This window comes from Rhabdobacter roseus (assembly GCF_014202275.1).
GTDB classification, from domain to species: domain Bacteria; phylum Bacteroidota; class Bacteroidia; order Cytophagales; family Spirosomataceae; genus Rhabdobacter; species Rhabdobacter roseus.
The window spans coordinates 1,115,485-1,128,777 of the sequence record NZ_JACHGF010000001.1 but is presented as its reverse complement, the minus strand read 5'-3'; the positions used below and the strand labels follow the sequence as shown (position 1 = coordinate 1,128,777).

The window sequence follows — 13,293 nt, the reverse complement described above, 5'->3', positions numbered from 1 at the left end:
TTTTCGTGCAAATACTAGGAATAATTCCCGCCCGCTTTGCTTCCACGCGTTTTCCGGCCAAAGCCCTCGCTACCATCGACGGCAAAAGCATGATCCAGCGCGTGTATGAACAGGCCACGCAGGCAAAAAAATTGAGCCGGGTACTTATCGCCACCGACGACGACCGGATCCGAACGCACGTGGAGGCCTTCGGTGGTACCGCCATCATGACCTCCCCCGACCACCAAAGCGGCACCGACCGCTGCTTTGAAGCGTTGGCAAAAACGGAAGGTACCTTTGCGTACGTCATTAATATCCAAGGCGATGAGCCATTCATCCAGCCCTCGCAGATCGACCGGCTGGCCGAGGTGCTGGACGGAAGCACCGAGCTAGCTACCCTGGTGAAGAAGATCGAGGACCCGGAAACCCTTTTCAACCCCAATTCGCCCAAAGTGTTGCTCACCAGGCAGCAGCAAGTACTTTACTTCAGCCGCCAGCCGGTACCTTACCTCCGGGGCGTGGCCGAGGCCGACTGGCTCGCCCGCCATACGTTCTACAAGCACATCGGTATTTATGCCTACCGGACCGATATTCTGGCCCAAATCACGCAGTTACCGGTGTCTGCGCTGGAAAAAGCCGAAGCCCTGGAGCAGCTACGCTGGCTCGAAAACGGCTACCACATCCGGGCCGTGGTTACGCAGGAAGACTCACACGGCGTGGATACCCCCGAGGATCTGGAACGCGTGGCACGGAAATTTTTATAACCTAGGGCGCAGCCGCCCGCCGGTTTAGTCATTATAAAAAAGCCCCGGCGGGTACTCAATACCAGATGCCCGCTCCGGGCGTTAACTATATTAAACAATTATATTTATCACCTATCCCAATCTTCGAAACGATGCCATATAACATACTCTGGGCCGACGACGAAATAGATCTCCTCAAGCCGCATATCATGTTTCTGAGTACCAAAGGGTACCAGGTAACCCCCGTCAATAGTGGCGCTGACGCCCTGGATAAAGTAGAAAACGAGCGCTTTGATATTGTGTTTCTGGACGAAATGATGCCCGGTATGACGGGCCTCGAAACGCTCGCCCAAATCAAACAGATGAACCCTTCGCTGCCGGTGGTGATGATTACGAAGAGCGAAGAGGAACACATCATGGAGGACGCCATCGGCTCCAAGATTGCCGACTACCTCATCAAGCCCCTCAACCCCAATCAGATCCTGCTGTCGGTTAAGAAAATACTGGACAACAAACGCCTAGTTACCGAAAAAACGACCCTCAGCTACCAGCAGCAATTCCGAAACCTGGCCATGCAATACCAGGACCGCATCGGGCACGAAGAGTGGGTGGAAATTTACAAAAAACTCATCTACTGGGAATTGGAGCTGGAAACCTCGCAAGATCAGGGCATGGCGGAGGTCTTCAACATGCAAAAGAGCGAAGCCAACGCTAACTTTTCGAAGTTTATCGAGGAAGAGTACGAAGACTGGCTCAACGACCCCCGCGCCGACCGGCCGGTACTGTCGCACCAGCTCATGAAACAGAAGGTATTCCCGCACCTGAAAGGAAGCGGTGAGCCCTTGTTTTTTCTCCTGATCGACAACTTCCGCTACGACCAGTGGAAAATGATCCAGCCGGTACTTCAGGAGTACTTTAATATTGAAGAAGAAACGGCCTACTACTCCATCCTGCCTACCACGACCGGCTACGCCCGCAACGCCATCTTTTCGGGCCTCATGCCCAGCGAAATGGAGCGCAAGTACCCCCAGTGGTGGGTCAGTGACGAAAATACACCCGACGGCGAGGAGGGACTGAACAACTACGAGCCGGATTTCTTACAGAAGCAGCTCGACTGGAACCGGCTCAACCTGAAGTTTTCTTACCACAAGATCCTTAATACCAACCAGGGTAAATCGCTGGTGGATAATTTCAGCAACCTGTTGGGGAATCAACTCAACGTGGTAGTTTACAACTTTGTGGATATGCTTTCGCACGCCCGTACCGACGTGCAAATGATCAAAGAGCTGGCTCCGGACGAAGCCGCCTACCGGTCCATAACCCGTTCGTGGTTCCAGCATTCGCCGCTGCTTGATTTTATCAAAAAAGTGGCCGAAAAGAAATGCCGGCTTATCCTGACGACCGACCACGGCATGATTCGGGTACAGAAGCCCGTTAAAATCATTGGCTACCGTGAGACCAACACCAACCTGCGCTACAAGCACGGCAAAAACCTGGGCTTCGACGACAACCACGTAATGGTATGCCGTAAACCCGAGCGTTTTTTCCTGCCCAAGCCGCACGTGTCGACCTCCTACGTATTTACCAAGGAAGATTACTTTTTTGCCTACCCCAATAACTACAACCAGTACGTGAACCTCTACCGCGATACTTTCCAGCACGGGGGCGTGTCATTAGAAGAGGTCATTATTCCGTTTATTGACCTAAAAGCCAAATAGTTTTCTGTACGCAACCGAAAGGAAAAAATGGAGAAGTAGCTTTATCCAATTTTTATTAACTATTGACTCCTATCCATTTTTTCCTTTCTTTTGCTGTTTAGTATCCTTCTCCGAATTTAACGAAGTGCGTTGAAATAAAGGTAATCCAATTTGAGTTACCTTTGTGTACTTATTGTTTCTAGACCTGACGCCCACTTGATGCTGACCAATCTTCGGCAAAATCCAAAACCAACAATCTTTCTCGTAGATGATGACGAAGACGATCGGTTCTTGTTTCTGGATGCCATCAAACACTTGAGAAGTGAAATAGAATTCCGGGAGTTTGTCGATGGGGAGTCGTTTGTCAAGACGCTATCTTCTCTTCAGGCTCCACCGGACGCTATATTCCTGGATTTAAACCTCCCTAAGCGCAACGGCATCGAGTGCCTGGACTACCTCCGGCAGCAGCTGGGCGCTACCCTCACCAAGGTTTTTATCATTTCTACCAGCTCCTCTACCTTCATGATTGAGAAAACAAAGGAGCGTGGAGCTGATTTCTATATTCGCAAATCCGAAAACTTTGCCAACCTAAAACGTTTAATCCAGATCGCCCTTAAGCAACTCAATGCTCCCAATACAGTTGAAGCAGTACCCTACTACCTAAATCAACTGGTAGAGGAATGAGTCCGATTGAGGCCTAGCTCTTCTGATGATCAAATGATTGACCTGACCAATAAGGCGGTCGCGACCATAACCGATTGCGACCAGGAGCCAATCCATATTCCTGGCAGTATCCAGCCTCATGGGTACCTGCTGGCCATCGAGCCAGGCTCGGGCCGAATCACCCACGGAAGCGCCAACCTCACGGATCTCTTGGGCGTACCTTTGTCCCACCTGCTGGGCCAGAGCGTCTTTGAAGTACTTCCTCTACAGGAACAGCTACTGCGCCCCTATCTGACTCTAAAAGAGGATGTTCAGGCTAAAACGATGACTACCCACCTTGGGAGCAGGGCGTATCAGCTGGCCCTGCACCAGTCCGACGCCCAGGTGGTGCTGGAAATAGAGCCGCTGGCCGATGAAAAAGCGGATGCCTACCTGCTGGGAATCTCCGACCTGCTGGACCTCATCAAGGTACCTAACAGCCTAACCGAGCTCTGCCAAATTCTGGCCGAGCACGTCCGGAAAATCCTGGAATACGACCGGATTATGATCTACCGCTTCGACCAGGAAGACTATACGGGTGAAGTACTGGCCGAAAGCCTTACCGACGGGCTGGAACCGTATCTGGGGCTCAGGTACCCAGCTGGCGATATTCCGCCGCAGGCGCGCGAGCTCTACATCCGCAACCCGCTGCGCTCCATCAACGACGTATCCTACATCCCCACCGCCCTTTATACCCTGGCCGATACGGACGGTACCGCCCGGCAGCTTGATCTCAGCCACGCGTACCTGCGCAGTGTGTCGCCCATTCATATCCAGTACCTCAAGAACATGGGTGTGGCCGCCTCGCTTTCTATTTCTATTATTAAAGAGGATAAGCTCTGGGGCTTGATTGCCTGCCACCACAGTGCGCCCCGGCACATTAGCCCCAAACAACGCGACAGCGCACAGCTTCTGGGGCTCCTGCTCGCTTCGCAGATCGAGCTTCATCAGCGCGCCGACTCTTCGATGATCATCCAGCAGGTAGAGCAGTCCTTGAATCGCCTGATGCCCTTTTTGCAGGCAGAACCCCTCGACCTTCCTGGTTTAGTAGCCGTGCCCGATCTACTTTCCTTGGCCGGGGCCTCGGGGGTAGCCATTCTCGTGGACGGTCGAATTCATACCAGCGGCCAAACGCCAACTTCGCCAGAACTACGAAACCTGGCGTTGTTTCTGGCCGAGCAAAGTGGCTATGCCAGTTTTTCAACCAAGCACCTCACCCAGGTGTATTCGCCCGCCGAAGCCTACGCTGACGTCGCCTCGGGGCTTATTTACCAGCCACTCGGCTACGTAACCGAAGACTGTGTGCTGTGGTTCAGGCCCGGCCTGGAGCAAACCATCACCTGGGCAGGCCAGCCCAAAGGGAGCGCCCGAGCCACCAACGCGCACGAAAGCCTAACCCCCCGCAGTTCGTTTGCGGCCTGGAAAGAAACCGTACGAAACATCAGCGAAAATTGGCACCCCAGCCACCTCCAGGCCAGTGAGCACTTTGCTTCGGTTTTCCAGAAGCAGCTTCGCTTGTTGTACCTTCAACAAGAGACAGACAAGCAGCGCAACCTCAACGAGAAACTCAAAGCCGCCAACGACGAACTGGAAAACATCACCTGGATCAGTATGCACGACCTGAAGGAGCCGCTGCGTAAGATACAAATCCTGGCGTCGAGGGTACTTAGTACCGAGGCCCAAAACCTGACCGATTCGCTGCTGGACTCCATCAGCCGGATGCAGAACTCGGCCCGAAGGATGCAGAATTTACTGGAAGACATAACGGCCTATTCACGTATTTCGTCAAAAACGGATGCCGTAAATGCGGTGGATCTGAACCAACTGCTGGCCGAAGTGCTGGATGAAATGGAAGATGAAATAAGCCAGCGGAAAGCGCTCATCACCTACGGGGAGCTCCCCACGCTCAAAGGGATTGCTTTCCAATTGAAACAAGTATTTGTGAATCTGATCAGCAATGCCCTCAAATTTGGTAAGCCCGACGAGGACCTTCGCATCCAGATTGAGCTGGAGGTACCTTCGGCCGAAGTGGTGCAAAAGTTCAGCATCGTACCCGAAGACTACCTCACGATTTCGGTCCAGGACAACGGCATTGGGTTTGAAAATAGCTATACAGATGTCATATTCAAGCTTTTCCAGCGGCTGCATAATGAAAACAACGGCCAGCGGGGTACGGGTGTAGGCCTGGCTATTTGCAAAAAAGTGATGCAAAATCATGACGGGTATATCTGGGCCGATAGCGAGCCGAATCAGGGCAGTCGCTTCCAGCTGATTTTCCCTCATGCGTACGTACTGCAAGAAGTAAATCCCTAGCGCTGGCATCGTTTGTCCCAACGCAAAGCCAGGTACCTGACCTAGTAGTATGAATCATAAATTGGAGAAAACTACCTTTTTAAAACAACTCAAAGAAAGTACCTGGGAGCAACATTTGGCCCTGGAGCAAACGGAGCTCAGCCAGCTCCTGTTGAGCCCCACTCTCGGCTTAGAGCAGTATATTCATATCCTGTACGCATTTTACGGCGGGTTTCATCCGCTGGAATCCTTTCTGGCGGAGGTACTTTCATTGCACAAAACGGCCTTTCGCGTGGAGCCCCGCGCCAGCCTGGCACTGGAGGACATCCGGTATTTATCAGGTACCTGGGAACCCGGTCTTTTGCCCAACGAAATACCTCAAGTACCTTCCCAGCCCGCAACTACCCCCGCAGCCCTGGGTACGCTGTACGTACTGGAAGGCTCCCGGCTGGGCGGTAAAATAATCAGTAAACAAGTGAGTAAAAGCCTGGGCGTGACCGCCAGCGAAGGCGGGCGCTTTTTTGCCGGTACCCAGGGAATGGAAAGTTGGAAGTCCTTTCAGGAAAATGTGGAAAGCTACGTAGCGCAGCAGCCCGAGGCGGCCGACGACATCATCCAGTCGGCCAACGACACCTTCCGGCGCTTGCGGGCGTACTTTATCCTCTACTACCAGCTTTACCTCCGGCAGGGGTAGTTTGGGCGGAAAGGTACTTGGTGCTGGTCGAAAAAAGCGGTCGCCAGGTACCTTGTTCTCTAACCTACCCTTAGGCTTCTTTGACTTCCCCGTTTTCGCATTTGAGAATACGCGCCGGGAAGTTTTTCAGGAAATCGTAGTTGTGGGTAGCCATCAGAATGGCCGTGCCGGCGTTGTTGATGGTCTGGAATACCTGCATGATCTGGTCACCTACTTCGGGATCGAGGTTTCCGGTGGGCTCATCGGCCAGTAGAATGTTGGGTTCGTTGAGCATGGCCCGCGCAATCACCACCCGCTGCTGCTCCCCGCCCGAGAGCTGGTGGGGTAGTTTTTTCTGCGAAGTACCCAGCCCTACCTGCATCAGTACCTCCGAGATGCGTTTTTTGATGTCCGCACTATTTTTCCAACCCGTAGCCCGCAGTACAAACGTAAGGTTGTCCTCCACGGAGCGGTCGGTGAGGAGCTGAAAGTCCTGAAACACAATGCCGATTTTCCGGCGCAGGTAGGGTACATCGCTGCGCTTGATCTTGTGCAGCTCGTAGCCAGCTACCTTGGCCGAGCCCGTTTGCAGCCACAAGTCGGCGTAGAGGGTCTTTAACAGCGAACTTTTTCCGCTCCCCGTCCGTCCGATCAGGAATACAAATTCTCCTTTATTCACCTCGAAATGTACATCCGCCAGCACCAGTTTCTGGCCCTGGTAAATGTCAGCGCGCTCCAGGGTAACCACGGGCTCGGTTGAAAACTCCATCTTGTCTCAATCAGTAATTAGCAGGAAACCGCGGCTTGTGAAGTACCCTGGCCAGGTACTTTGCGCCCCTGGCCAGGGTACTTCACAAGCCGCGGCGGTATAAATTTTAGCTGTTTCCTTTTTTATAGTCGGCCAGAAACTTCTCCAGACCGCTGTCAGTAAGGGGGTGCTTCAGCAGAGCCAGAATGGCGCTCAATGGGCCCGTCATGACGTCGGCACCCAGCTCGGCGCACTGTATGATGTGCATCGGGTGGCGAATCGAAGCCGCCAGTACCTGCGTTTCGTAACCATACACGCGGTAGATCGTCAGGATCTGCTCGATGAGCGCAATGCCGTCGGTAGAAATATCGTCGAGCCGCCCTACAAAGGGAGACACGTAGGTAGCCCCCGCCTTCGCGGCCAGCAGGGCTTGCCCCGCCGTAAAGATCAGGGTACAGTTGGTCCGGATGCCCTTGCCCGAGAAGTACTTCAGCGCTTTCACGCCATCCTGAATCATAGGTACCTTCACCACAATCTTATCGTCAATTTCGATGAGTTCCTCGCCTTCGCGGACGATCCCCTCAAAATCCGTAGCGATTACTTCGGCGCTTACGTCACCATCTACCAGGTCACAAATGGCCTTGTAGTGGCTCATGATGTTGTTTTTTCCCGTAATACCTTCTTTGGCCATCAGGGAGGGGTTGGTGGTGACGCCGTCCAGTACTCCCAGCGCGTGGGCTTCTTTTATTTCCTGTAAATTAGCGGTATCAATGAAAAACTTCATGGGAATGAGCGGGTAGTTAGTGAAAGAATGCCTGCAAAATTAGGGAAAGCCAGGAGAAACGAAAAGCGAAGGGGGCTCGGAACGAAGAAAGAAATAAAAAAAGGCAAATCGAGAATCTCACCGCTACGACCACCTACCCTTGCTTCTGTCAAGACCTGGGGGATTCGGCAGGAGCTGGTAGTTCCGATTTGCCCCTGCAAAGATAAGGACATTTTCTTAACAAAAAGAAAACACCTTCGGCTTTGTGACTTACTTTTGCGCCAACCAACTTTGAATGAGTACCTATGTCCCGAATATTTTTTTTCTGCCTGCTCCTATTTGCCGTTTCGTGTTCCCAATCGTCCGAGGTTTTTCTGGAAAAAGGAAAAAGCTTGCTGCGCGAAGGTAAAACGCGCGAAGCCATTGAATACCTCAATAAAGCCATTGACAAAGACCTCCGTAACGCCGAGGCCTTCAATACCCGGGGGGTGGCCTACTTCGAACTCAAAGAGTACCCCAACGCCCTGCTGGACTACGATCAGGCCGCCCGCCTGAAGCCCGACTACTACCGCCCTTACTTCAACCGGGCGCTGCTGCACACGGCCCAGAACAACCTGGACTCCGCCCTGGCCGACTACAACCAGGCCGCCCGCCTCGCCCCCGACACGGCCGATATTTACCTCAACCGCGGCCAAGTACAGGTACTTCGTAACGAGGCGTCCCTGGCTATTCCTGATTTTGAAAAAGCCACGCAACTCGCCCCCCAAAACACTCAAGCCTGGTACAACCTGGGCAATCTGTACTTCCGCCAGCAGGAATACGGCCAGGCCGTGCTGGCCCTGCGCCAGGCTACCAAGCTGGACCCGCAGTTTGGCAAGGCTTTTTATGGCCTCGGCCTGGCTCAATGGCAAACCGGCGAGAAAGAAAATGGCTGCGGTAGTTTTCGCCAGGCCCAGCGTTTGGGCTATCAGGAAGCCGGGGCGGCACTACAAACCTACTGCGCTGGTATTGAATAATTTACCATCAGGTACCCGCACCGTTTGCTAACTTTAGATCCAACGAAGTACGGACAGGCCTTGGATGTACCGCAAAACTTAATTACTTTGTAATCGGAATGGCCAAAATCAACACCAAAAGGAACCTAATCTTATGAAAAAAGCACTACAAACAACACTCTTTAACCTGGTAGCCATAGCCGGCATACTGGGTACTACTGCCGCCCAGGCGCAGCAGGCGGAGGCTACCTGCCCTGGTACCATTACCCTTACGGCTCCGCTTTCTTCGGCTAAAGTAGACGAGCACGCTTCCCAGTACCTTACCGCCTCCAACGTGGTGAACTCCGGCGAGGTTTCGTACCGGGCGGGAGAAGCCATCAGCCTTACGCCGGGCTTTGAGGCCAAGCCGGGTGCCGTATTTAGTGCTACCATTGCCGCCTGTAGCCCCGCTAAACCCCTAAGCTGGGACGAGAGCATCTTCACGCTGGGCGCTTACCCCAATCCGTTCGCCGACAATACCCTCATTGAATATACCCTTCCGCAGAGCTCGCGGGTATCGGTCAGTATTCTCAACGTGCAGGGCATCCTGATTTCCCGCCTCGTTACGGATCAGGACCAGTCGGAAGGTACCCATCGTATTACGTTTGAGTCCCAGACCTTGCCCGAAGGCGTTTACATCTGCACGCTCAACACGCCGCAGGGGCGCAAAACGCACAAGATTGTTAAGCAGAAATAAGGAATATTTTTTTATAGCTCACAAAAAACGCGAAAGGAGTCTCTTTTCGCGTTTTTTGTGGGTACCTACCTCATCCTCGCTAGTAGCTTTTCGCACCAAGGTACTTATCTAGAGGTAGTATCATCCATTGCTTTCTTTCAACTGTTATGAGGTACATTGCCCTTGTTTTTGGCCTGGTCTTTTTGCTATTTGCTTACTTCCAATTCAACGACCCCGACCCGGAGCTGTGGGTACCTGTTTATACCATCGCCGCGCTGGGCTGTTTTCTGGCTCTGCGTCGGCAGGGGCCTCCCTGGCTATTTTATGGGCTGGCTGCCGCCTACCTGATCGGGGCGGTGTTGCAGTGGCCGCCAGAGTTTGAAGGGGTACTTTTCGCCGAGCTAGGCATGAGAAGCGTCAATATTGAGCTCGCCCGCGAATCGTTGGGGCTGGCGATTTGCGCCGTCGTGATGGGGGTACTTGGGTGGCTGTCGGGCCGTTAATCGGCTGGCCAAATCCACTCAATCGTCTTGACCTCAAATTCCCGGATGCGGCCTTCCGGAACCACTTCGACGCGTAGCCTCCCCGCGGTACTTACCCCCACGATGGTACCCGTAAGGACCTCGTCACCAGCCCGAAAGGCACGTGCTTGCTGATAGCCCAGCAGGCAGGACATGTATTCCTCGCGAATAGCCGCTTCGGCCCCGTTCCGCAGGCGCAGGTAGTACTGCTCCAGCGATTGCAGCAGCCACGGGAGCTCCGCGGGCAGGCTCCATAGCTGGCCGGTTTCCAGCCGCAGGGACGTAGCCCGGGGGGCTTCAAAGGTACTTTGATTAATATTGAGCCCAATGCCGACTACCGAGTGGGTTAGGCGACTACCCTGCCAGGTATTCTCGATCAGGATACCCCCTGCTTTGTAGTCGTGAATATAAATGTCGTTGGGCCATTTTACCCACACCGATTTAAGGTACCTTTGCAGGTAGTTACGAACCCCCAGCGCCACCGCCTGGCTTAGCAAAAACGAGGCCTCAGGTCGCAAAAAAGTGGGCTTCAGAAGTAGTGATAACGTAAAATTTTGTCCCTGCGATGTTACCCAGGCATGGCCCCGCTGGCCCCGGCCTGCCGTTTGCTGATCGGTGATGATTAAAGTACCTTCGGGATAGGTGGCGTCGCGCACTATTTCAGCCGCTATGTCGTTGGTAGAATGACAAGTTGGCAGATAAAGAATCTTTTTACCAAGAAACAAGGTTTTGCTACCTACGTCGTACACTTTTTTTGGATTATTTTATACTTTTAACAAATAGAAACAAGTGCTGTGCACTTTTAGATCTTTCAAGGGTAATTCATACGCATGAAACAACGCAAAAATAAAGAAGTATCTTCACAAGAGCTCTGCCAGCTGGTAGCCAAAGGAATGTTGGAGAAGAAAGGGCAGAACATAGCCATTCTGAATCTACGTAATGTAAAAAACGCCGTTGCCGATTATTTCGTCATTTGTTCCGGAAATTCGGACACGCAAATAGATGCCATTGCCGATTCTATCGAGGAAGAGGTCTATAAGCTATCTAAAATTGACCCTTGGCACAAAGAAGGAAAAACGAATCGGGAATGGATTTTGATTGACTATGTGGACGTTGTAGCCCACGTTTTTAAAAAGGATTTGCGCAAACACTACGATCTGGAAGAACTCTGGGGCGATGCTGAATTGACCCTCATTGATGAGTCAGCGGCCTAGCCAATTTTAGGTGAACATTCGGAGAGTTGAATGCGTTCTATCATTACTATTTTCTACTAATGCAATACAATAATGTCTGAAAACGATAACAAGCGAAACCCACTGAACCCGAAAAGCCCTCAGCGCGGCTACCAAGGCTGGATCATTGCCGCCTTGATTGCCACGATTCTGGGAATCACCTACCTCAGTCGTTCCTCTAATCTGGGAGAGATTTCACAAAAGCGCTTCGAAAAGATGGTCACCGAAGGCGAAGTACAGCACGTGACCATCGTGAACGATAAAACCGTGGAGGTAACCCTCAAGCCTGACGCCCTGAAAATGGACAAGTACCGGGTTATCTCCAAGGAAAACAACTACTTTGGTGGCGAAGGGGTAGCGCACTACCAGTTTCAGGTCACCTCGGCCGAGACTTTCAAGAAAGACCTCGAAAAAATGCAGGAAGGGGTACCGGACAACGACAAGGTAGAATACAAGATCGATACCCGTAATGATTGGACAGGCTTCCTGGGTACCTGGGGCTTTTTTATCATTATGATTCTGGTGATGTACTTCCTGCTGGGACGGATGTCGGGCGGAGTAGGCCCCGGTGGGCAGATCTTCAACATCGGTCGCTCGCGGGCCACGCTGTTTGACGCCGAAAATAAGGTAAAGATTACCTTCAACGACGTAGCCGGGCTGGACGAAGCCAAGGAGGAGATTAAGGAAATTGTAGACTACCTTAAGAGTCCCGATAAGTTTAAGAAGCTCGGGGCTAAAATCCCTAAAGGCGCTTTGCTGGTGGGCCCTCCCGGTACCGGAAAAACCCTGCTGGCCAAGGCCGTTGCCGGTGAGGCCGGGGTACCTTTCTTCTCCCTTTCGGGCTCCGACTTCGTGGAGATGTTCGTAGGGGTTGGTGCCGCCCGGGTGCGGGATTTGTTCAAGCAAGCCAAAGAAAAAGCACCATGTATCATCTTCATTGATGAGATTGACGCCGTGGGACGCTCACGGGGTCGGGGTGGTATGCCGGGCTCAAACGACGAGCGTGAAAATACCCTGAACTCTCTGCTGGTAGAAATGGATGGCTTTGCCACCGACTCCGGCATTATCATCGTAGCCGCCACCAACCGTCCCGATGTACTTGACTCGGCGCTGCTGCGGCCGGGCCGTTTCGACCGCCAGATTTCGGTCGACAAGCCCGATGTGATTGGTCGGGAGGCTATTTTTAAAGTGCATTTGAAGCCCATTAAAATAGCTCAGGATGTAGACATCCAAAAGCTGGCCGCCCAAACGCCCGGCTTTGCCGGAGCCGAGATCGCCAACGTTTGTAACGAAGCGGCTCTGATTGCCGCCCGCCGGGATCGCAACGAGGTTACGATGCAGGACTTCCAGGATGCCATGGACCGCGTCATTGGTGGTTTAGAAAAGAAAAACAAGCTAATTTCCCCCGATGAAAAGCAGATCGTGGCTTACCACGAAGCAGGGCACGCCGTAGCGGGTTGGTACCTGGAGCACGCCGATCCTCTGGTGAAGGTTACGATTGTACCCCGTGGGGTGGCCGCGCTGGGCTACGCACAGTACCTCCCGCGCGAGCAGTACCTTTACCGCACCGAGCAGCTATTTGACGAAATGTGCATGACCCTGGGGGGAAGAGCCGCCGAAGACGTGGTATTTGGAAAAGTGTCTACCGGGGCGTTGAGTGACCTTGAGCGCGTGACGAAAGTAGCGTACAGCATGGTAACCATGTACGGCATGAACGAACGGATTGGAAACATATCATTTTATGACTCCAAGCAGTCGGACTACGCCTTTACCAAGCCTTACTCAGACGCCACGGCCGAGGCCATCGACCAGGAAGTAAGAAAGCTGGTGGATCAGGCTTATCAGCACGTCAAAAACATGCTCATTGATAAGCGGGAAGCGTTGGAAGTGATTGCTCAGGAACTTTTGCAAAAAGAAATTTTATTCCAGGGTGATCTTGAAAAACTGATTGGCAAGCGGCCTTACGAAAAAGAAACCAGCTACCAGGCCTACATCAACCGGCGTTCCAACGAAGAGGCGGCTCTTCACGAAGAGATTGTGAAGAAGCACGTGCAGGAAGAAGCCGAAGCGGGTAACGTGGATGTAGTAACCGAAGAAGGTTCTACCGAAGAATCCAAAGCCTAACGTAGTTCTCAATTACTTTAATGCCAAGCGGCTTGATTGATTTCAAGCCGCTTTTTTTGTCTGCTCCCTGCTGTTAAGGTACCCCCGTAAAGGTACTTTGCGGGGGTGA

Annotated in this window: 13 protein-coding genes; 10 read left to right on the top strand and 3 right to left on the bottom strand. The window is 52.6% G+C overall.

All coding sequences use genetic code 11. The annotated features are described in order from the left end of the window. Nucleotides 1-5 precede the first annotated feature (5 nt). The 5 genes from kdsB (at nt 6) to HNQ92_RS04745 (ending at nt 6,107) form a co-directional block, all read left to right on the top strand. Nucleotides 6-743, top strand: a complete 738-nt coding sequence (gene kdsB, locus HNQ92_RS04765) for a 3-deoxy-manno-octulosonate cytidylyltransferase (RefSeq protein ID WP_184171605.1) — start codon at nt 6-8, stop codon at nt 741-743. A gap of 131 nt (nt 744-874) precedes the next feature. Further along, a complete protein-coding gene (gene porX / locus HNQ92_RS04760) occupies nt 875-2,440 on the top strand; it encodes a T9SS response regulator signal transducer PorX (RefSeq protein ID WP_184171603.1) in 1,566 nt (521 codons plus the stop codon). 198 nt (nt 2,441-2,638) lie between these two features. After that, entirely contained in the window at nt 2,639-3,103 is a 465-nt protein-coding gene (locus HNQ92_RS04755) for a response regulator (RefSeq protein WP_184171601.1), read from the top strand. 33 nt (nt 3,104-3,136) lie between these two features. Next, complete coding sequence (locus HNQ92_RS04750) at nt 3,137-5,434, top strand: ATP-binding protein (protein ID WP_184171599.1); 2,298 nt, start codon at nt 3,137-3,139, stop codon at nt 5,432-5,434. A gap of 49 nt (nt 5,435-5,483) precedes the next feature. Next, nucleotides 5,484-6,107, top strand: a complete 624-nt coding sequence (locus HNQ92_RS04745; RefSeq protein ID WP_184171597.1) for a biliverdin-producing heme oxygenase — start codon at nt 5,484-5,486, stop codon at nt 6,105-6,107. A gap of 70 nt (nt 6,108-6,177) precedes the next feature. Here the strand turns inward: HNQ92_RS04745 and HNQ92_RS04740 are convergent, their stop codons facing one another. Then, a complete protein-coding gene (locus tag HNQ92_RS04740) occupies nt 6,178-6,855 on the bottom strand; it encodes a cell division ATP-binding protein FtsE (RefSeq protein WP_184171595.1) in 678 nt (225 codons plus the stop codon). A gap of 106 nt (nt 6,856-6,961) precedes the next feature. Beyond that, nucleotides 6,962-7,618 (bottom strand): fructose-6-phosphate aldolase, encoded by a 657-nt coding sequence (gene fsa / locus HNQ92_RS04735; RefSeq protein ID WP_184171593.1) that lies wholly within the window; start codon nt 7,616-7,618, stop codon nt 6,962-6,964. A 284-nt stretch (nt 7,619-7,902) separates the two neighbouring features. Here fsa and HNQ92_RS04730 point away from each other — a divergent pair, with 284 nt between their 5' ends. The 3 genes from HNQ92_RS04730 (at nt 7,903) to HNQ92_RS04720 (ending at nt 9,810) form a co-directional block, all read left to right on the top strand. Continuing rightward, nucleotides 7,903-8,613, top strand: a complete 711-nt coding sequence (locus tag HNQ92_RS04730; RefSeq protein WP_184171591.1) for a tetratricopeptide repeat protein — start codon at nt 7,903-7,905, stop codon at nt 8,611-8,613. A gap of 133 nt (nt 8,614-8,746) precedes the next feature. Continuing rightward, nucleotides 8,747-9,328, top strand: a complete 582-nt coding sequence (locus HNQ92_RS04725; RefSeq protein WP_184171589.1) for a T9SS type A sorting domain-containing protein — start codon at nt 8,747-8,749, stop codon at nt 9,326-9,328. A 146-nt stretch (nt 9,329-9,474) separates the two neighbouring features. Continuing rightward, complete coding sequence (locus HNQ92_RS04720) at nt 9,475-9,810, top strand: transmembrane 220 family protein (RefSeq protein ID WP_184171587.1); 336 nt, start codon at nt 9,475-9,477, stop codon at nt 9,808-9,810. Here HNQ92_RS04720 and HNQ92_RS04715 read toward each other — a convergent pair. Next, complete coding sequence (locus HNQ92_RS04715; protein ID WP_221307368.1) at nt 9,807-10,553, bottom strand: biotin--[acetyl-CoA-carboxylase] ligase; 747 nt, start codon at nt 10,551-10,553, stop codon at nt 9,807-9,809. The genes HNQ92_RS04720 and HNQ92_RS04715 overlap by 4 nt on opposite strands. A gap of 105 nt (nt 10,554-10,658) precedes the next feature. Between HNQ92_RS04715 and rsfS the strand changes: the two genes are divergently transcribed. Together rsfS and ftsH are read left to right on the top strand one after the other, a co-directional pair. After that, nucleotides 10,659-11,042 (top strand): ribosome silencing factor, encoded by a 384-nt coding sequence (gene rsfS / locus HNQ92_RS04710; protein WP_184171583.1) that lies wholly within the window; start codon nt 10,659-10,661, stop codon nt 11,040-11,042. Between the two features lie 72 nt (nt 11,043-11,114). Next, nucleotides 11,115-13,184, top strand: coding sequence for an ATP-dependent zinc metalloprotease FtsH (gene ftsH / locus HNQ92_RS04705; RefSeq protein WP_184171581.1), 2,070 nt, complete (start codon nt 11,115-11,117; stop codon nt 13,182-13,184). The last annotated feature ends 109 nt before the right edge of the window (nt 13,185-13,293 follow it).